The organism is uncultured Amphritea sp. (assembly GCF_937127095.1).
In the GTDB taxonomy this organism is placed as follows: Bacteria; Pseudomonadota; Gammaproteobacteria; order Pseudomonadales; family Balneatricaceae; genus Amphritea.
Map to the genome: position 1 here is coordinate 25,023 of NZ_CAKZLP010000008.1, position 18,158 is coordinate 43,180.

Annotated in this window: 16 protein-coding genes; 5 read left to right on the plus strand and 11 right to left on the minus strand. The window is 51.4% G+C overall.

Annotated features, from left to right (window positions below; all coding sequences use genetic code 11):
• Positions 1-110 precede the first annotated feature (110 nt).
• Positions 111-551 (plus strand): OsmC family protein, encoded by a 441-nt coding sequence (locus Q0499_RS01305; RefSeq protein ID WP_299195149.1) that lies wholly within the window; start codon positions 111-113, stop codon positions 549-551.
• Between the two features lie 298 nt (positions 552-849).
• Here the strand turns inward: Q0499_RS01305 and Q0499_RS23640 are convergent, their stop codons facing one another.
• The 4 genes from Q0499_RS23640 to leuS all read right to left on the minus strand — a co-directional run bounded on the left by Q0499_RS23640 (position 850) and on the right by leuS (position 5,480).
• Positions 850-1,173 carry a cytochrome c gene (locus tag Q0499_RS23640; RefSeq protein ID WP_363317757.1) on the minus strand — a complete coding sequence of 108 codons (324 nt, stop codon included), beginning with the start codon at positions 1,171-1,173 and terminating at the stop codon, positions 850-852.
• Positions 1,174-1,345: 172 nt separating this feature from the next.
• Positions 1,346-2,365, minus strand: coding sequence for a DNA polymerase III subunit delta (gene holA / locus Q0499_RS01310; protein WP_299195152.1), 1,020 nt, complete (start codon positions 2,363-2,365; stop codon positions 1,346-1,348).
• Positions 2,366-2,371: 6 nt separating this feature from the next.
• Complete coding sequence (lptE, locus tag Q0499_RS01315) at positions 2,372-2,881, minus strand: LPS assembly lipoprotein LptE (protein ID WP_299195154.1); 510 nt, start codon at positions 2,879-2,881, stop codon at positions 2,372-2,374.
• Between the two features lie 10 nt (positions 2,882-2,891).
• Entirely contained in the window at positions 2,892-5,480 is a 2,589-nt protein-coding gene (leuS, locus tag Q0499_RS01320) for a leucine--tRNA ligase (RefSeq protein WP_299195157.1), read from the minus strand.
• 124 nt (positions 5,481-5,604) lie between these two features.
• On the opposite strand from leuS, the gene Q0499_RS01325 reads away from it, so the two are divergent.
• Positions 5,605-6,147, plus strand: a complete 543-nt coding sequence (locus tag Q0499_RS01325; RefSeq protein WP_299195159.1) for a zinc ribbon-containing protein — start codon at positions 5,605-5,607, stop codon at positions 6,145-6,147.
• Here Q0499_RS01325 and lnt read toward each other — a convergent pair.
• The 5 genes from lnt to miaB form a co-directional block, all read right to left on the minus strand.
• On the minus strand, positions 6,091-7,611 hold the full coding sequence (lnt, locus tag Q0499_RS01330) for an apolipoprotein N-acyltransferase (RefSeq protein WP_299195161.1): 1,521 nt from the start codon (positions 7,609-7,611) through the stop codon (positions 6,091-6,093). The genes Q0499_RS01325 and lnt overlap by 57 nt on opposite strands.
• Positions 7,611-8,468, minus strand: coding sequence for a transporter associated domain-containing protein (locus Q0499_RS01335; RefSeq protein WP_299195163.1), 858 nt, complete (start codon positions 8,466-8,468; stop codon positions 7,611-7,613). Before Q0499_RS01335 ends, lnt begins: the two co-directional genes overlap by 1 nt.
• A 44-nt stretch (positions 8,469-8,512) precedes the next feature.
• The gene (gene ybeY, locus Q0499_RS01340; RefSeq protein ID WP_299195166.1) at positions 8,513-8,971 is read right to left on the minus strand and encodes an rRNA maturation RNase YbeY; all 459 of its coding nucleotides are present in this window, start codon (positions 8,969-8,971) and stop codon (positions 8,513-8,515) included.
• Positions 8,968-10,005 carry a PhoH family protein gene (locus Q0499_RS01345; protein WP_299195168.1) on the minus strand — a complete coding sequence of 346 codons (1,038 nt, stop codon included), beginning with the start codon at positions 10,003-10,005 and terminating at the stop codon, positions 8,968-8,970. The genes ybeY and Q0499_RS01345 overlap by 4 nt, the downstream gene beginning before the upstream one ends.
• Positions 10,006-10,107: 102 nt before the next feature.
• Positions 10,108-11,466, minus strand: a complete 1,359-nt coding sequence (gene miaB, locus Q0499_RS01350; protein WP_299195171.1) for a tRNA (N6-isopentenyl adenosine(37)-C2)-methylthiotransferase MiaB — start codon at positions 11,464-11,466, stop codon at positions 10,108-10,110.
• Between the two features lie 158 nt (positions 11,467-11,624).
• Here miaB and Q0499_RS01355 point away from each other — a divergent pair, with 158 nt between their 5' ends.
• The 3 genes from Q0499_RS01355 to Q0499_RS01365 all read left to right on the plus strand — a co-directional run bounded on the left by Q0499_RS01355 (position 11,625) and on the right by Q0499_RS01365 (position 16,202).
• A complete protein-coding gene (locus tag Q0499_RS01355; protein ID WP_299195174.1) occupies positions 11,625-11,939 on the plus strand; it encodes a DUF1820 family protein in 315 nt (104 codons plus the stop codon).
• A 182-nt stretch (positions 11,940-12,121) separates the two neighbouring features.
• A complete protein-coding gene (locus Q0499_RS01360) occupies positions 12,122-12,532 on the plus strand; it encodes a DUF805 domain-containing protein (RefSeq protein ID WP_299195177.1) in 411 nt (136 codons plus the stop codon).
• Between the two features lie 343 nt (positions 12,533-12,875).
• The gene (locus Q0499_RS01365; RefSeq protein ID WP_299195180.1) at positions 12,876-16,202 is read left to right on the plus strand and encodes an EAL domain-containing protein; all 3,327 of its coding nucleotides are present in this window, start codon (positions 12,876-12,878) and stop codon (positions 16,200-16,202) included.
• Positions 16,203-16,227: 25 nt separating this feature from the next.
• Here the strand turns inward: Q0499_RS01365 and Q0499_RS01370 are convergent, their stop codons facing one another.
• Both Q0499_RS01370 and epmB read right to left on the minus strand, forming a co-directional pair.
• The gene (locus tag Q0499_RS01370; protein ID WP_299195183.1) at positions 16,228-17,046 is read right to left on the minus strand and encodes a glucosaminidase domain-containing protein; all 819 of its coding nucleotides are present in this window, start codon (positions 17,044-17,046) and stop codon (positions 16,228-16,230) included.
• Between the two features lie 7 nt (positions 17,047-17,053).
• The gene (epmB, locus tag Q0499_RS01375; RefSeq protein ID WP_299195186.1) at positions 17,054-18,064 is read right to left on the minus strand and encodes an EF-P beta-lysylation protein EpmB; all 1,011 of its coding nucleotides are present in this window, start codon (positions 18,062-18,064) and stop codon (positions 17,054-17,056) included.
• Between the last annotated feature and the right edge of the window lie 94 nt (positions 18,065-18,158).

Sequence of the window (18,158 nt, forward strand, 5' to 3'; positions counted from 1 at the left end):
CACAACATCGTGATTAAACTTTCTTTAACGTGTCGTTTAAGGCTATCTCTTATAAAGCTCTATATGCGATAATTCTAATATTACGTTTTACTACATTAAGGATAGTTAATATGTCTGCCAACAAAGTTATCTCAGTGTCCACTTCCATGAATGCCGGCTGTCAGGTGCATGCTGATATCCGTGGTCATAAAGTTACTATCGACCAGCCAAAGCAGGCGGGCGGTACCGATGAAGGCCCGACTCCGCTGGAGTTCTTCCTCTTTGCGCTGGGAGGCTGTATCGCCAGCATCGCCCGTATCGCTGCAACTCAGCAAAAAATTGAGATGCGCTCTATCGATATCGATGTCGATGGCACCATGAACCCTGCGGGCCTGCTAGGTAAGCCCACAGAGGACCGTGTAGGTTTCCAGACCATCACCGTCAGAGCAAAGATTGACGCCGACCTGAGTGACGAGGAAAAAGCTAAATTTCTTGAAGAAGTCTGCCACCGCTGCCCGTTAGATGACAATATAGCGCTGGAAACGAAAGTTACGCATTCTTTAATTCAGTAGCCAGAGACGGCTTCGTCGCATGCAAATCGTTAGAAAAAACTGAAAAAAGAGAGCCAGCCAGGCTCTCTTTTTTTGTCTGCTATCTACTGTGGATTCAATGAGTCTCTGCTGCGTGTATAGATATTCAGATACGCATTTAACCCAGGCTAAAAAGTCGCTGCCAGATGCGGTTACTGCCCGTCTTTTAAACGCTTTATCTAGCAAGGAAAACGAAGTTTTCCGTCTCGCCACTAGCAGCCGCGAAGCGGCGTTCTAGCCAGCTGAACTTGTTCAGTGGTCTGCTTTTAATGGCGATCTTCTAATAAATTCTTAAGCTGAACAGGTAATCGACTATCGCATCGGCCTGCTTATCTGTGAGGTGCACGAAGGCTGGCATGTCGGGACGCGCGGGGTCACCCTTGCGCACTAGTGCGACGACCTGATTGTATGATAAACGAGTGCTTCTGTTCGCGGGTATCCCTTCCAGAAATTTACCGGAGCCATTACTTTTATGGCAAGCCTCGCAGTAGAGTGAGTAAAGTTCTTTGCCATCGGTTGAGCTTGTTTCGGGATCGCTGTCAGAGCAGCCGCTAAGGAGCAGGGTAAATAAGATGGGGAAAAAAGCAGATCTTGTTGTTATCACACCGAGCTTCCTTCTGCAGAGCCAGTCCTGAGTATCGCCTATATTCTCAAGAGAGGTCAATATTGGAGCTATCTTGATATTCAGGTGAGTATTGCTTTTTCTAACAAGGAAAGCGAAGTTTCCGTCTAGCAGCCGCGAAGCAGTGTTCTCGCAAGCTGAAAGTGTTCTGCTCTTACCGCTCTATATTAAGCTCTATTCCTGCCAACTGGAGGGTGATGCCGGTTAGCGTTAGCCAGGGATCACCGAGAGCGCCTTTAATCTGCGCATCGGCTTCTGAACACCGACTGAGCATATGGCTGAGTCGGTCAGCGGGAATTCTCTGAGCGGCATTGCGCATCTGATTTTTGCGGTTGCCCCAGATCCGTTCGCGCTGGCAGAGGGCGTCAAAGGGAGTGCCTTTCTGCAGGCCGTTCTGAATCACAATCAGGGAGCGAATTTCGCGGGCGATGGCCCACAAGGCAACGGTCGCTTCGGTACCTTCCTGTCTCAATACTTCAATAATCTTAGTGCAACGGGGCACCTGCTGCAGTATCGCAGCTTCAGACAGACCGTAGATGTCGTAACGGGAGCTATCGGAGACGCTGTCCATCACCATATCTGCGGTAATTGTCTGACCGGCATAGAGCAGATTGAGTTTATCCAGTTCCTGCTTGGCCGCTAACAGGTTGCCTTCGATCCGCTCACTGAGCAGCTGAACCGCATCGTTTTCCAGTGTCAGACCGATCTTGCGGGCTCTGTTGTTGATCCAGCCGGGTAGTTGTTGCAGATCTACCGGCCAGATCTCAACGATAATGCCCTGTTGATCAATGGCTTTAAGCCAGGCACTTTTCTTCGCGCCGGCATCGAGTTTGTCGGCGATGATCAGCAGTACATTGTCTTCGGCGGGACGTTTCAGGTATTCCTGGAGGATGTCGCTGGCCTGCTTGTTGGGCTTATGGCTGCCCAGTCGCAGTTCGATAATCTTCTGTTCGGCAAACAGTGAAAGTGCGTTGGCGCATTGCAGCAGGTATTCCCATTTGAATCCCCCCTCAACATGCAGGGTTTCCCGCTCGCAGAAGCCGATCGAGTTGAGGTGCTTGCGCAGCAGGTCGCAACTCTCTTCTATCAGTAGCGTTTCGTCGCCGGTGATCAGATAAACCGGAGCCGGTTGCGGGCCGAGTTTGTTGGCAAGCTGCTCCGGTTTTATCTTCATAGTGGTTTAGGGTGCCACAGGTTTCAGGTTGGCGTAGAAACGCATAATCTGAATCGCCAGTTGCTGATCCATCTCGATATAGAGCTGAGCTTCCTGAGCACTACTGGCGGTCTCTTTGTTCGCGTCGTAGTCGTAGGTGCGCTCGGCAAGAATGTCGCGTTCGAGCAGCGGATTACCCTGTGGATCTTGCACCATGAATTTAACTTTGGTGGTCAGCTCGTATTCATCAATATCGGCATTGGCTCCCAGTGTGGCTTCACGCCGGGAACGGGATTCCGAAATGATCTTTAGCCGATAGCCGGAGCCGGTATTAACGGCTATTCCGTTGGCTTCCAGTTGCCTGCGAAGCACCGGCTCAAGCTGGCTGCGGGAGCGCTCAGGGGTGACCAGTGTGAGCTGCCGTAACGGTTCCGCAATATCTGCACTGCCCCGCAGCTGGAACCCGCAGGCAGACAGCATGAGACAACAAACCGTCAGCAAAAGAGTGGCTGAAAGCCGGTTCTGGCAGCGATTCATCCTTGCCCCCTTAGCCTACTACGATGTTGACGAGTTTATTTGGCACTACAATCTGTTTACGGATTGTTTTGCCGTCCATGTGGCGCTGCACCCCCTCATCGGCCAGGGCGGTATGCAATACAACACTCTCATCGGAATCAGCGGGAACGTTGATTTTACCGCGCACTTTACCGTTAACCTGAACCACCATCTGCACATTGGCGAGGGTCATTGCGGCCTCATCCACCATTGGCCACGGCGCATCCAGCAGATTACTGCTGTTGCCCAGGTCTGCCCAGAGCTGATGAGTGATATGCGGCACGATCGGGGCCAGCAGCTGCACTGCGGCGGTCAGCGCTTCGCGGACAACCGCGCGGCCCTGATCACTGGCATCAACAAAGCGGCTGATTGCGTTACTCAGTTCCATCACTGCGGCAATCGCGGTGTTGAATGTCTGGCGGCGCTCAACATCATCAGACACTTTTTTGATGGTTTCGTGGGTTTTGCGGCGCAGCTCTTTTTGTCGCTCGTCCAGGCTGTCAGGTTGCAGCGCAACAACATCACCCGGGAATTGCAGGTGATCGTAGACCAGCTTCCACAGACGGCGCAGGAAGCGATGAGCACCCTCAACACCGGAATCAGACCACTCCAACGATTGCTCCGGCGGCGCGGCAAACATCATAAACAGACGCACCGTATCGGCACCGTATTTGTCGATCATTATTTGCGGATCGATACCGTTGTTTTTCGACTTGGACATCTTGCCCATACCCGCCGATTCGACGGGCTCGCCATCAACAATATGAACCGCTTTGGTTACCCGGCCTTTTTCGTCCCGCTCAACCTTCACGTCAGTCGGCGAGATCCAGATCTTGCCGCCATTTTCATCATCACGGTAGTAGGTATCCGCCAGCACCATCCCCTGACAGAGCAGACGCTCAAACGGCTCATCGGAGTTTACCAGCCCTTCGTCCCGCATCAGTTTATGGAAGAAGCGGGAGTAGAGCAGGTGGAGGATCGCGTGCTCGATACCACCGATATACTGATTAACCGGCAGCCAGTAATTAGCCGCTTCGGGCTCCAGCATGGTGTCGGCATTGCGGCAGGCGTAGCGGGCGTAATACCAGGAGGACTCCATAAAGGTGTCGAAGGTATCGGTTTCCCGCTCGGCATCACCACCGCACTTGGGACAGCTGGTTTTTTTAAAGCTGTCCATTTTCTTGATCGGCGAACCGACGCCGTCAAAAGTGACATCGACGGGCAGAATAACTGGCAACTGGTCTTCAGGCACCGGCACGGCACCGCAGCTGTCGCAATTAATCACCGGAATAGGTGTGCCCCAGTAACGTTGGCGGGATACGCCCCAGTCACGCAGACGATAGTTAATGGTGGTTTTACCTTTGCCTTTACTGTGCAGTTCGGAGGCGATTGCTTTGAAGGCCACTTCAAAATCAAGTTCATCAAAGCTACCGGAATTGACCAGAATACCTTTGTCGGTAAAGGCTTCTTTATCGATATCGGCATCGCTGTCATCCGCCGGACGGATCACCTGTTTGATCGGCAGATCGTACTTTTTAGCGAATTCGTAATCCCGCTGGTCGTGGGCAGGAACGGACATCACTGCGCCAGAGCCGTAATCCATCAGCACGAAATTGGCGGTCCAGACCGGAACCTTTTGACCTGTCAGCGGGTGAGTTGCCTCAATCCCCAGGGCAAAGCCTTTCTTTTCCATGGTGGCCATATCCGCTTCGGCCACTTTCATGTTTTTACAGTCGTCGATAAAGCCGATCAGTTCAGGATTGTTTGCTGCGGCCTGTTGCACCAGTGGGTGGCCGGGCGCTACGGCTACATAGGTGACACCCATCAGGGTATCAGGGCGGGTGGTGAAGACGTCGAGTTCACCAAAACCATCGACATGGAAGCTTAACTCAACCCCTTCAGAGCGACCGATCCAGTTGCGCTGCATGGTGCGAACCTGTTCCGGCCACTCGCTCAGCTTATCCAGATCATCCAACAGTTCATCGGCGTAATCGGTGATTTTCAGGAACCACTGAGGGATTTTCTTACGCTCAACCAGCGCACCAGAGCGCCAGCCGCGACCATCAATCACCTGTTCATTGGCGAGTACGGTCTGATCAACCGGGTCCCAGTTAACCTCAGAATCTTTTTTATAAACCAGGCCTTTTTCCATCAGTCGGGTGAAGAACCACTGTTCCCAGCGATAGTAAGAAGGGTGGCAGGTGGCAACCTCGCGGCTCCAGTCATAGCCAAAGCCCATCTGGTCCAGCTGATTACGCATGTAATCGATATTTTCATAGGTCCAGCTGGCGGGCGGAACATTATTTTTCAGAGCCGCGTTTTCCGCAGGCAGGCCGAATGCATCCCAGCCCATCGGTTGCAGGACATTTTTGCCCTGCATACGCTGGTAGCGTGAAACCACATCGCCAATAGTGTAGTTGCGTACATGCCCCATGTGCAGCCGACCGCTAGGGTAGGGGAACATGGAGAGGCAGTAGAACTTCTCTTTGGACAGGTCTTCAGTGGCTTTGAAGCTTTCATTGTCGACCCAGTGTTTCTGGACTTCAGGCTCTATATGCTGCGGCTTATATTGTTCGTTCATTTCGACTCTGATGATAAAAACCGGCTAACGTTGGATACCGGTCAATGGAATGTTTTGTCTGTAGCGCATAGGATACAATATATGCAATGGTACATATAGTTTTTAGTCGGCTTTGGAGATGGATATGAGCAACAATAGCAGTGGTAAAGATCGTAGTGCTCAATATGATCGGGTGCTAAGCCGGTTACGTCAGGATCTTGAATCTGTAGAGCACCGCTCCTGGGACTATCTGCAGGAGAAAATAGAAGAAGCTGTCGAGCTTGAGCTGACCGCTGAAGAGATGACCCGCGATGAGATGGATCTGCTCAGCGCTTATGTGAAAAAGGATCTGAAGCAGCTGGGGTATTATGCACACGAAACCGGTGAGGGCGTGGCTGCCTGGCTGAATTTTGATCTGAACTTTCTTGAGCAGACTGTTGCCCGACAGTTGATGGATCTGGCCGACCGAACCCGCATAGGTATCACTGAGCTTGAACAGCGCCTGGCAGACGGTGAAGACCAGTACATCGCGGGTGATACCGCGGCTGCCGGTACCTTTGTCTGTGTTGATTGTGGTGAGCAGGTCACTCACACCAGCACCAGCCGCTTAGCGGCTTGTGCGAAGTGTGGCTCAGAAACCTTTACGCGACTGTCGGCTCCGTGGGACGGTGAACAGACCGAACAGTAACATCAGCCCGATGATAATCTGCAACGGTTTGATCCCCCATTCCTGATAGGGGGTCAGACCCTGCATCTTCTGCACCTGACCGACCATCACCGCCTGTTCATATTGGGGCACCGTGGAATTGATTTTACCATCAGGACTGACCAGGGCGCTGATGCCGTTGTTGGTTGAGCGAATCAGCCAGCGACCGGTTTCCAATGCCCGCATCCGGGCGATCTGCAGATGTTGCGCCGGAGCACTTGAATGGCCGAACCAGGTATCATTGCTGACGGTGAGTAGCAGGTCGCTGGTCAGGCTTTGTTGCCGGACCAGTTCCGGATAAGCGATCTCGTAACAGATAAACGGTGCAATCTGACTGCCAGCGGCTTCCAGCAGGGGCTGATCAGATGATCCCAGGCTGAACTCTGACATCGGCAAGTTAAAAAAGTCGATGATGCCGCGCAGTTGTCTCTCCAGTGGAACATACTCCCCGAAAGGCACCAGCCGTTGCTTGTCATAACTCCCTCTGCCGCCAGCAAACAACGTGAGGCTGTTGGTATAGCGCTTACCTTTGGGTTGTTCAGGGTCGTTATAGGCCGTCGGAATACCGCTGATCATGGCGGTGTTGCTCTTTTCCAGCATCTCAGTAAACGGGCTGAGCATGACGCTGGCTTTCTGATAGAACGTGGGAATGGCGGTTTCAGGCCAGATCAGTAGGTCGGCTTTGTCGCTGCCCTGACTCAGATCGACATAGGTTTGTAGAATATTTTCCAGTTCGCTGCGCTGCCATTTCTGCTGTTGCGGAATATTGGCCTGAACCACCATGACGCTGAGCGGCTCACCAATCGGTGTGGTCCAGTTTTCCGGGATCTGATGCTGCTGAATTGCCACCAGTGGCAGGCCCAGCACCATCAGAATGGTGGCCGCCTGTAATGGCTGATTGAGGCGTTTAACGAAGGTTACCAGCAGGGTGCTGGTAAGTACGACATAGAGACTGAGCAACCATACTCCGCCCAGCGGCGCGAAAACCGCTAGTGGTGTATCGATCATGCTATAACCGAGATAGAGCCAGGGGAAGCCGGTCAAAAGCCAGCTGCGCAGCCACTCGAACAATACCCATAAAGCGCAGAAGCCGATGACGTTGCGGAAAAACCGGCTGTAGAGCCATCCCTGCAGGGCAAACAGAATCGCCAGCGCGGCAACGAACAGGGCGGTCATTGAGCCTGCCAGTAACCCCGAAGCACTGCTGTGCTCATGGATGCTGACAAATACCCAGGATACGCCTGTGCCAAAGAACCCGAGACCATAGCACCAGCCCAGCCAGCCGCCTACCCGGGGGGAGCAGTTGTGTAACAGTATAAATAGGAGGGCGACCGAAACGCCGCCAAGGTACCAGTAATCGAATGGGGCCAGCGATAGTGGCGCTATTGCACCGGCAATGGCACAAAGAATAATGCGCCAGACTATAAACGGTGTGCGTTTATTCATTATTGGCCGGCCGGTTCTGACCGAATAACCTGAAGCAGACGGATACGCCGGTTGTCTGCACTGAGCACTTTAAAGGTAAATGCATCAATTTCCACTGTCTCATCCTTGCGCGGCAGGTGACCAAACTTTTGTGTCACCAGACCGCCGATAGTGTCAAAGTCATCATCGGGCATGCCGATATCGAAAAACTCATTGAAATCTTCGATCGGGGTTAGCGCCTTAACGATATAGCCATTGTCGTCAAACGGTTTAATGTTGCCTTCATCATCTTCGACATCGTGCTCATCTTCAATCTGGCCAACAATCTGTTCCAGCACATCTTCGATGGTAATAACGCCGGATACACCGCCGTATTCATCGACGACGATTGCCATATGATTGCGCGTGGCACGAAACTCTTTGAGCAGCACGTTGAGGCGTTTGCTTTCCGGTATAAAGGTCGCTTTGCGGACATGTTGCTTGATATCGAAGTTTTCCAGATTGTTATCTTCGAGAATCAGGGAAAGCAGATCTTTGGCCAGTAATACCCCGAGGATATCATCCGGGTTTTCACCGATAACCGGAAAACGGGAATGGGCAGATGAGATAATAATCGGTAAAAACTCTTTCGGTGTCTGATCGGCTTCTACTACAACCATCTGTGAGCGTGGAATCATTACATCCCGCACCTGTTGGTCGGCAACCTGCATCGCCCCCTCGATGATGCTGAACGCTTCCTGATCCAGGACGTTCTCATCGGTGGCGTCTTTCAGATCTGCTAGCAGGTCTTCACGGGTTTTGGGTTCATCAGAAAATACCTGGGCGAGTTTACCCAGCCAGGATCTGTTCTGGCCATTTCCCGATCGCTCTTCGCTCATGTGCTGCTCCGTTTCTTCGGCATCTGCTTATTCAGTTAGCAAGCTTATTCAGTTAACAAATAGGGATCAGGAATATTCAGACTGGCAAGAATTTCACGTTCCAGTTGTTCCATCTCTTCCGCTTCATCGTTATTTATATGGTCGAATCCAAGCAGATGCAATACTCCATGTACGACCATATGACACCAATGATTAAATAATGGCTTATTTTGTTGCTCTGCTTCCCGCGCAACCACCTCGGCACAGACTACCAGATCGCCCAGAAGATCGAGTTCTATCCCTTCTGGCATCTCGAAAGGAAAGGATAAAACATTGGTGGAACTATCTTTGCCCCGGTATTGGCAGTTGAGTTCCTGACTTTCTTCAGGAGAGACAATACGTATTGACAGTTCAGCAGCATCCAGGCGACCTTTAAGCGCCGTGCTGACCCATTCGGTGAGCTGTTCTTCCGAGGGAAGGTTTTCATCCTCTATCTGACACTGTCGGTCAACGTAGTAGCTCATCTTCTGTCCTGCTGGCGGTTATGTTGATTGGTCTGTTGATTGTCTTGTTGCTGATCCTGGCGTTTTTCGTACAGGTCATAGGCGTCGACAATGTGCCCTACCAGCGGGTGGCGTACCACATCTTTGGAGGTGAAATGGGTAAAACCGATCCCTTTGACCTCTTTCAGTACCTCAATCGCATGGATAAGACCGGAGCGAACCCCTTTGGGTAGATCGATCTGCGTGGTGTCGCCGGTGATAACCGCTGTCGAGCCAAAGCCGATGCGGGTGAGAAACATCTTCATCTGCTCGCGGGTGGTATTCTGGCTTTCATCGAGAATCACGAACGAGCCATTCAGGGTTCGGCCACGCATATACGCCAGCGGGGCCACTTCGATCACATTGCGCTCGATCAGTTTGCTGACCCGCTCAATGCCGAGCATCTCATAGAGTGCGTCATACAGCGGACGCAGGTAGGGGTCTACTTTCTGACTCAGGTCGCCGGGCAGAAACCCCAGTTTTTCACCGGCTTCGACGGCGGGGCGTACTAACAGGATGCGGCTGACCTCTTCGCGCTCAAGTGCTTCGCAGGCGCAGGCAACCGCCAGATAGGTCTTACCGGTACCGGCGGGGCCGATCCCAAAGTTGATGTCATGGGTCAGAATAGAGCGAACATAGCCCTGTTGATTTGGCCCACGGGGACGGATCAGGGTTTTACGGGTCTGAATCGCTATATCGGCCTGATAAACCGGTACCACCGGCTCAGCTCCTGTCAGTTGTTCAACGCCGGATTGCTGAAGTAACAGGTGGATCTGATCCGGGGTGATCTGTTCACCCTGCCGGGCATCTTCGTAAAGTTGCTCCAGCAGCTTGGCTCCGGCGCGCACGACGTTAGACTGGCCCGCCAGTTTGAAACTGTTGCCGCGGTTGCTGATCTCTATTCCCAGGCGCTGCTCAATCAGACGCAGGTGCTCATCGAGCTGGCCGCAGAGGTTGGACAGGTGTTGTGTGTTGTCCGGTTCCAGGGTGACCTGAATGGTTTGCGCTGTGTTCAACAACGGATCCTTTAATAAAGATGCTATAGCGTTTGTCTGTCAGGACTGTTTTACAGTCAGTGTAACCGTTATCGGGCCTTCCGGATGACAAAACAATAGAGATTACTGCAACGTGCCATCGAGCTCGGAGCCAACCAGTTCGCCCAGCAGTGAGTTAGTATAAACCTCAGCGATGCGGACGTCGGCAAAGTGGCCAATCTGATCCGCATTATCGCAACGGAAATTAACCACCCGGTTGTTTTCGGTGCGACCCTGCAGCATGCCCGGATCTTTGCGAGAGTAATCGGTCACCAGAATGCGCTGGACTGAGTCCACCATCCGGCGGCTGATCTGTAACGCCTGCTGCGTGATGCGTTGCTGCAGAATATTCAGGCGCTGCTTCTTGGTTTCGTCGGATACATCATCCGGCAGGTCGGCAGCCGGAGTGCCGGGACGGCGGCTGTAGATAAAACTGTAGGAGTTATCAAAGCCGATCTCGGCGATCAGGTTCATCGTCGCTTCAAAATCGGCGTCGGTCTCACCCGGGAAACCGATAATGAAGTCAGATGACAGTGTTATATCCGGACGGGCTGCGCGGATTTTGCGAATCAGTGATTTGTATTCGAGCGCCATATGACCCCGCTTCATCGCCATCAGAATCCGGTCAGAACCACTTTGCACTGGCAGATGCAGGAAACTCACCAGCTCAGGAACATCGCGGTATACCTCGACCAGACTGTCGGTGAATTCAACCGGATGAGAGGTGGTGAAACGGATGCGGTCGATGCCGTCGATAGCAGCGATGCAGCGGATCAGCTCGGCCAGATCTGCACTATCGCCATCATCGGTTGCGCCCCGGTATGCATTAACATTCTGCCCCAACAGGTGAACTTCACGAACCCCCTGTTCAGACAGTTCAACGGCTTCGGCGATGATATCGTCCAGCGGTCGGCTGACCTCTTCGCCACGGGTGTAGGGTACAACACAGAACGTACAGTATTTACTGCAACCTTCCATGATGGATACAAAGGCTTCTGCGCCTTCAACTCTTGGGGCGGGCAGATGGTCAAACTTCTCGATTTCAGGAAAACTGATATCGACGATGCCTTTTTTCTGCGTGCCGGAGTTGGTAAGGTCGATCATCTCTGGAAGACGGTGCAGGGTTTGCGGACCAAAAATCATATCCACATAGGGGGCGCGTTTGAGAATGGCTTCCCCTTCCTGTGAAGCCACACAGCCACCCACACCAATCTTCAGGTCAGGGTTCCTGGCTTTAAGTTTGCGCCAGCGGCCCAGTTGATGGAATACCTTCTCCTGAGCCTTTTCGCGAATCGAACAGGTGTTCAGGAGCAGCACATCCGCTTCTTCCTGATTGTCAGTTAACTCGAGTTCATGGCTTTCGCCCAGCAGATCCGCCATCCGTGAGGAATCGTACTCGTTCATCTGGCATCCGTGGGTTTTAATGAATAGCTTCTTGGCCATTGCACACCTGTTCTACAGCTTGGGAAAATTAAAAGGGCGGGAATTATACTTTATGGCAATCCGGCTGCATAGTTTTTAACCGCTTCGGATAATGACTTGTAATCATTTAAAGCGCCCCCATAATAACGCCTGTTAACCTTTTTTGAGTGCAGTGAATCATGGCTAGTGACCCGATCTATCGGATAAAATTTCTAAATCAGAACGAGATCTATGAGATCTATGCACATAACGTCTATCAAAGTGACTTGTGGGGCTTTCTGGAGATAGAAAATATCGTTTTTGGCAGTCAGAGCGCAATGGTGGTTGATCCCTCAGAAGAGAAGCTTAAAAAGCAGTTTGAAGATGTGGAACGCAGTTATATTCCGATGCAGGCGATTATTCGCATCGATGAAGTAAAACATGAAGGGCCGGCTAAAATTACCGAAGTTAAGGGCACTGTCACACCGTTTCCGGTAATGCCACCGAGAAACTGATCTGTATCAGCGTATAAAACTTGATATTTCTCATAGTTTCTATAACTTGTGCCGCGCTATCATCTGATAGTGTCTGGCTCACCACCAGCAACTAACCCATACACTTAAGCAGATCGCCTTGTAGTTGGCCAGGTAACTGTTATTCGATCAGGGCTGATCAGTTATTAATAAAGGATTATTTAATGAATACAAATGTTTATGAAGCGCCTAAGGCCGAACTGTTGCAAGCAAATTCGGCGGTTGCTCCGCTGACTTTAAAGCAAATACTATTTTCATTTCAGGGGCGTATCGGCCGCAAGTTCTTTTGGCTTACAGCGCTGGGGATGCTTGTCGCTGAAATGGTTGTTTTTGGTTTGCTGACAGCCTTGACTGTCAGTGATGAAGTACTAATGATTTTCGTGGGCCTTGTGTATATTCCGTTGGTGTGGGTTGGTCTGGCTATTCAGGTAAAACGCTGGCATGACCGGAATAAGTCAGGTTGGTGGGTTCTGTTGAACTTGGTGCCGCTGATTGGCGCGATCTGGGTATTTATCGAAGTTGGTTGCCTGGCAGGCGATCAGAACGCGAATGACTACGGCTCGCCAAGCGCCTGAGCGTTGATCTATTGGTAATATTGCCACTCACAGCCTGATATGTCTTTTTCCTTTTCAGTCAGGCTGATTTTATTCCCTCCCTCTTTTTACTTATGTAGCGGCCATTTTGCTATACAGCTCAGGGTAAGAGGCTATTCACCGGTCTAAATATTTTGGATCCTGCGATTCAAAATATGTCGGCAAAGGTTCGTTGGCTTGCGTCTAAAGTATTATCGCTTGCTACTCTAGGCGCGACGATCCCGGTGGCAGATTGGGTAATAAAAGCTCAATATCATTTCTGATTTAAGTACATTGTTGTTAGAGTTCACAACAGACAGTATTTATAAGAGCATCTAAACGCAGTATGTCTTCAATCCTACACATTGCTAAGTCAGCCCAACACCGTATTTCTGAGCTGTTTTGTACTCATATACTACCCGGCCTGGTTTATCTGTTGCTGGCTCAGGTGTCGATAGGGCTGCTGTCGATCCCTCCAAGTGATGCTTCCGCGGTATGGCCAGCGGCGGGTGTGTCTATTGCTGCAATTCTGCTGCGGGGCTATCGTGCCTGTTTTGGCTTATTTGTCGCTTTAATGATTTTTTATGCGGACAGTTGGTTGGATACAGGCAGTACCGCTGCGTTGATTCGCTCTATTGGATTGATGACTCTACTCAGTATGGCCGCTATTCTTGAGGCTGCAGGTGCTGTGTGGCTGACTCATCGCCTGTTAGGCGGGATGCCGGACCTGGTTGATGATAAACAGATAACCCTTTTTCTTGTAATCATCGGACCTGTGGCGTCGCTTGCTGCGAGCCTGATGGCTATCACAACACTCCTTTTATTTGGCATTATTGGCTGGGAAAACTTTTTTATCAGCTGGTTAACCTGGTGGATTGGAGACAGTATAGGTGCCATTGTTGTCGCACCTATGTTGCTGGCTTTTTTTGCAAATAAACGCAGTACATTATTTTCCCGCAAGTGGGCGATCGTTTTTCCAATGGGGAGCCTGCTGATCGTCATTGTCGTTCTTTTTTTGATCACTAAAAACTATGAGTCGCAAGAGCGAACCCTGAAGTTTAATCAACAGGCGGAGCAGCTGCACTCCAATATGAAGGTGCGGTTAGATGGAGGGATAGAGGCGCTCTACTCTTTACGCAGCCTGTTTTTGAGCAGTTCTCACATTGACGCCGCTGATTTTTATAGTTTTACGCATCATATGTTGCAACGCTATCCTGAAATACAGGCGCTGGAGTGGATTCCCCGAATTCCCAACGAGCGCCGGTCTGAATATGAAAATTCCTCTGAAATTCCCCTGCAAATAGTAGAGAAGGGCGATGACGGTGAGCTGTTCAGGGCGCCTGTGCGAGATTATTACTATCCGGTCACCTACGTTGAGCCCTTTGCTGAAAATAAGCGTGCTTTTGGCTTTAATGTCACCAGTAATCCGCCGGCAGAGGATGCACTGCAACGGGCGCGTGGGCAGGACAGTGTCGCTTTTACCGCCCCGATCAGATTGGTTCAGGAGTCGGGCGAGCAAAAAGGTCTTGTCGCTTACCTGCAGGTTAACCATGCGGGGGTTGATCTTGGATTGTCTACTGAGGGAGTGGTTGCGGCGGTTTACCGGATGGACGATTTCATACAGTTTGTGCTGAGTGAACACCATGATCTGGCGAAACAGATTAGTGTTGAGGTCTTTGATACGACAGATAGCAGGCAGCAGATATATGCGTTAAATCATAAAAACGTCAATGAGTCTCTGTACTGGACTGATGAATATGTAACGGGTGGAAGGGGTTTCCGGTTTGAGTATCGGGCGAAGCCTGAGTTCTTTTTGCATTTTTCTCAGTGGAGCAGTTGGATTGTGCTGCTTGGCGGCATGCTGTTTGCGGCACTGCTGGGTGGCTGGTTGCTCTCTCTGACAGGTCGTACGTTACGTATCAGTCAGTTGGTGAGTGAAAAAACCGCGTCACTGCAGCATGAAATTGAGGAGCGCCGCAGGGCAGAGCAGTCGTTGCTTAAAGTGACTAAAGCGGTAGAGTTTAGCCCGAATATGGTGCTGATTACGCTTCCGGATGGTGAGATAGAGTACACCAGCCCGAGATTTACAGAGGACACTGGATTTGTTCCTGAGGATGTTATTGGTCATAACATCAATATGCTTCATTTCGAGCAAAAGGGCGAAGTTTCATACCGGGATATCTGGCCTCGCCTGATCAATAAGCCTAATTGGCGCGGCGATATCGTCAACCGGAAAAAGTCCAAAGGGCATTACTGGGCGCAGGTGAATATCGCGCCGATCTATGATTTTCACGGGGTCCTGACAAATTATGTGGTTACCCTGCAGGATATTACCGAAAACCGGTTGATCTCAGAACAGATTAGTTATCAGGCCAGTCATGATCAGTTGACAGCACTGGTCAATCGGCGAGAGTTTGAGGTTCGTTTGCAGTCTCTGTTCTACTCGCAGCGATCTCCCGGTTGTCAGCATGCGTTTTGTTTTCTCGATCTGGATCAGTTTAAGGTGGTTAACGATACCTGTGGTCATGTGGCGGGAGATGAACTGTTGCGGCAGGTTGCGTCGATTCTTCAGGGGCGGGTGCGGGCTAATGATACCCTGGCTCGGCTGGGGGGGGATGAGTTCGGTATTTTGCTGCAGAACTGTCCTATCGACAAAGCCCGCAGTGTGGCCGAGGGCGTGCGTGATGCTATTGCCGAGTTTAAATTCTGCTGGGAGCAGCAGGTGTTTAATATTGGTGTCAGTATCGGTGTCGTCGCGATCAATGAACATTCTGCCAATATGACTGAGATTCTTAAACAGGCAGACTCGGCCTGCTATACCGCTAAAGATGCCGGGCGTAATCGGGTGCATCTCTACGTCCAGGGCAATGAGATGCTGGCCCGTAGGGAAGGGGAGATGCACTGGGTTTCTGAGATTAATTCTGCGCTGGATGAGGGACGTTTTTTGCTCTACGGCCAGGTCATTGTACCTTTGCAGAATCCTCAGCTTAAACCCGATGTGGAGCTTTTGCTGCGGATGAAGGATAGGGAGGGAAATATTGTGCCTCCGGGAGCTTTTCTGCCTGCAGCCGAACGGTATCAGCTGGCTGGCCGGATAGATGAGTGGGTGGTGGGTAACGCATTTGCCTGGCTGGAGCGGAACTTTACCCAGTTCAGCAAGTATTTTGGTTGTTGCGCGATCAATCTGTCCGGGGGCAGCCTTGGGGACGAGCACCTTAAAAAGGTTATTATTGGTTTTCTGGAAAGCTCAGCTTTGCTGCCTTACAAGGTTAAGTTTGAGATCACTGAAACCTCGGCTATTGCGAATCTGGTGGAAGCGCAGCGGTTTATTAATGCCCTGAAAGCCTATGGTTGTCAGTTTTCACTTGATGACTTCGGCAGTGGCCTCTCCTCCTTTGCGTATTTGAAAAACCTGCCGGTGGATAATCTCAAAATCGATGGCATGTTTGTTAAGGGGATTCTGGATGACGAGCTGGATCAGGCAATGGTTAAATCGATCAACGATATCGGTCATGTGATGGGTAAAACTACCATAGCTGAATTTGTCGAGAATGATGAGATTTGTGATCTGCTGCGTGAGATTGGTGTTGATTATGGGCAGGGCTACGGCCTGGGTTTACCAACCCCTCTGGATGCTCTGTTGCAGCAGGTGAGTGGCGATGATGATCGTTAGAGCAGAGGGCTGAGAGTTTGGGGTCTCAGTGCTTCAGATAGTAGCTATCATAACGTGTTAACCGGTTATGGCGGATCATAGCATCCAGCCGCGCAACGTAGTCATCACCCAGCTCACTGTAACGGTGCAGATGTTTTATCAACGCCAGGCTATCCTGAGTGTTGCGGGCCGCCTGGCGTAACTCGGTGTAGGCTCCACCTCGACCCAGTGTCAGAAAGTAATCCTCAATCGACCCCAGTAGCGACGCATATCGTTTGACATAGATTGCCTCACCATCGCGTCGCTGACGGGCCATAATCCGTGCTTCCGTAGGGTCAAATGACCAGACACCAAAGACATTATTCGCCTGGACAAAAAACCGCGAACTACCCCAGCCGGTCTCAATGGCTGCCTGCGCCAGAATCAGGCTGTTGGGAAAACTGACCATGCGCCGGCGCAGCTGTGTTGGCGATTCCGCATCGTATTCTGCCATAAGCCGGTCCAGCCAGGCCTGGTCGGCGCTACTGATACTGGATGCTGACAGCAACTGCACCAATTTGTCACGTCGCTGTTGTAGCTGCTGTTTGCTGATCAGGATAGCTGGCAGCAGCAGCGCCACAAAACGTTGCTTCTTGTCGGCAACCGGTAGCTTAGCCAGTGATACCACCGAGGTGTAAGCCACCGCTTTGACCGGATTGCTCAGAGGGACAATATCTGCCGGTGTTTTCAGGCGTTTGTAGGTGACAGAAATATCACTCGGGTTACGCTGATCGCCAATCTGTACCAGTGCGCCAAAACCAAACATCAGCGCGGCGATAAACAACAATACGGTTTGTAACGGAGCCTGGTCTGATTTTGAGTGCATCGGTTGTCTATTCCTGATCAGCAAATAACAGCGTTTTAGCCCTTCGTCCGGGAATTTCACGGGCCAGTTTCGGCACCAGATAACCCGGAAGCAGATCCTGCAGTTGCCCCAGCAACTGTTTTGCTTCGTCATCCGGCAGGTCAAAGTGCGCCGCGCCTTTGACCGGATCAAAGGTGAACAGGTAATAGGGTAGTACGCCGATATCGAACAATTTTTCACTGAGCTCTTTAAGGGTGTCGATGTTGTCATTGACGCCCCGCAGCAGCACCGCCTGATTGAGCACGGTGACACCGGCCTGTTTCAGGCGTTGCACCGCCGCCGCAACACTATCATCCAGCTCTTGTGGATGGTTGCTGTGGATTACAGTCACCACTTTAAAGCGGCTTTGCTGCAGTATGCGAGTGAGTGATTCCGTAATCCGTTGTGGCAGAACCACCGGCAGCCGGCTGTGAATGCGCAACCGGGTCAGGTGTGGAATCTGCTCAAGGTCAGTGATTAGCTGCTGTAAACGGGCATCATTCGAGACCAGCGGGTCGCCCCCGGAAAAAATAACCTCAGTGATACTGGCATCGGCAGCAATATAATCGAGGATTCCCTGCCACTGTTGCGGCCCCAGACGGTTTTCAGCATAGGGGAAGTGGCGTCGAAAACAGTAACGACAATTAATCGCACAGGCACCAGTGAGTATCACCAGCACCCGGCCATTGTATTTATGAATCAGTCCGTTCACCGGATTGCTGTGCATCTCCTCCAGCGGGTCGCGGATAAACCCGGGAACATCATTGAGCTCTTCGCCGAGAGGGAGTACCTGACGTAATAGCGGATCATCGGGGTTGCCTTTTTCGATGCGCTCCAGCCAGGGCCTGGGAATGCGCATAGCAAACTCCAGGCTGGCGCGATCGGCACCTTCCAGCAGTGAGTCCGGCAGTTGCAGGTAACGAATCAGCGCTTTCGGACTGTCTAAGGTCTGGCTCAGGAGGGCCTGCCAGGCGTCCGGTAACGGCATAGATGAGTTCATATCAGAATAATTTCGCTGGAAAATTTGCTCGCATTCTCCTTTCAAGTAGAATGTGTGTCAATTTTGCGGTGGCTACGGTTCACCTGAGTCTAAT

Excerpts from the sequence above, each read along its gene's own strand:
- Q0499_RS01305 (WP_299195149.1), top strand. The coding sequence starts at position 111 with ATGTCTGCCAACAAAGTTATCTCAGTGTCCACTTCCATGAATGCCGGC.
- holA (WP_299195152.1), bottom strand. The coding sequence starts at position 2,365 with ATGAAGATAAAACCGGAGCAGCTTGCCAACAAACTCGGCCCGCAACCG.
- lptE (WP_299195154.1), bottom strand. The coding sequence starts at position 2,881 with ATGAATCGCTGCCAGAACCGGCTTTCAGCCACTCTTTTGCTGACGGTT.
- leuS (WP_299195157.1), bottom strand. The coding sequence starts at position 5,480 with ATGAACGAACAATATAAGCCGCAGCATATAGAGCCTGAAGTCCAGAAA.
- Q0499_RS01325 (WP_299195159.1), top strand. The coding sequence starts at position 5,605 with ATGAGCAACAATAGCAGTGGTAAAGATCGTAGTGCTCAATATGATCGG.
- lnt (WP_299195161.1), bottom strand. The coding sequence starts at position 7,611 with ATGAATAAACGCACACCGTTTATAGTCTGGCGCATTATTCTTTGTGCC.
- Q0499_RS01335 (WP_299195163.1), bottom strand. The coding sequence starts at position 8,468 with ATGAGCGAAGAGCGATCGGGAAATGGCCAGAACAGATCCTGGCTGGGT.
- ybeY (WP_299195166.1), bottom strand. The coding sequence starts at position 8,971 with ATGAGCTACTACGTTGACCGACAGTGTCAGATAGAGGATGAAAACCTT.
- miaB (WP_299195171.1), bottom strand. The coding sequence starts at position 11,466 with ATGGCCAAGAAGCTATTCATTAAAACCCACGGATGCCAGATGAACGAG.
- Q0499_RS01355 (WP_299195174.1), top strand. The coding sequence starts at position 11,625 with ATGGCTAGTGACCCGATCTATCGGATAAAATTTCTAAATCAGAACGAG.
- Q0499_RS01360 (WP_299195177.1), top strand. The coding sequence starts at position 12,122 with ATGAATACAAATGTTTATGAAGCGCCTAAGGCCGAACTGTTGCAAGCA.
- Q0499_RS01365 (WP_299195180.1), top strand. The coding sequence starts at position 12,876 with ATGTCTTCAATCCTACACATTGCTAAGTCAGCCCAACACCGTATTTCT.
- Q0499_RS01370 (WP_299195183.1), bottom strand. The coding sequence starts at position 17,046 with ATGCACTCAAAATCAGACCAGGCTCCGTTACAAACCGTATTGTTGTTT.
- epmB (WP_299195186.1), bottom strand. The coding sequence starts at position 18,064 with ATGAACTCATCTATGCCGTTACCGGACGCCTGGCAGGCCCTCCTGAGC.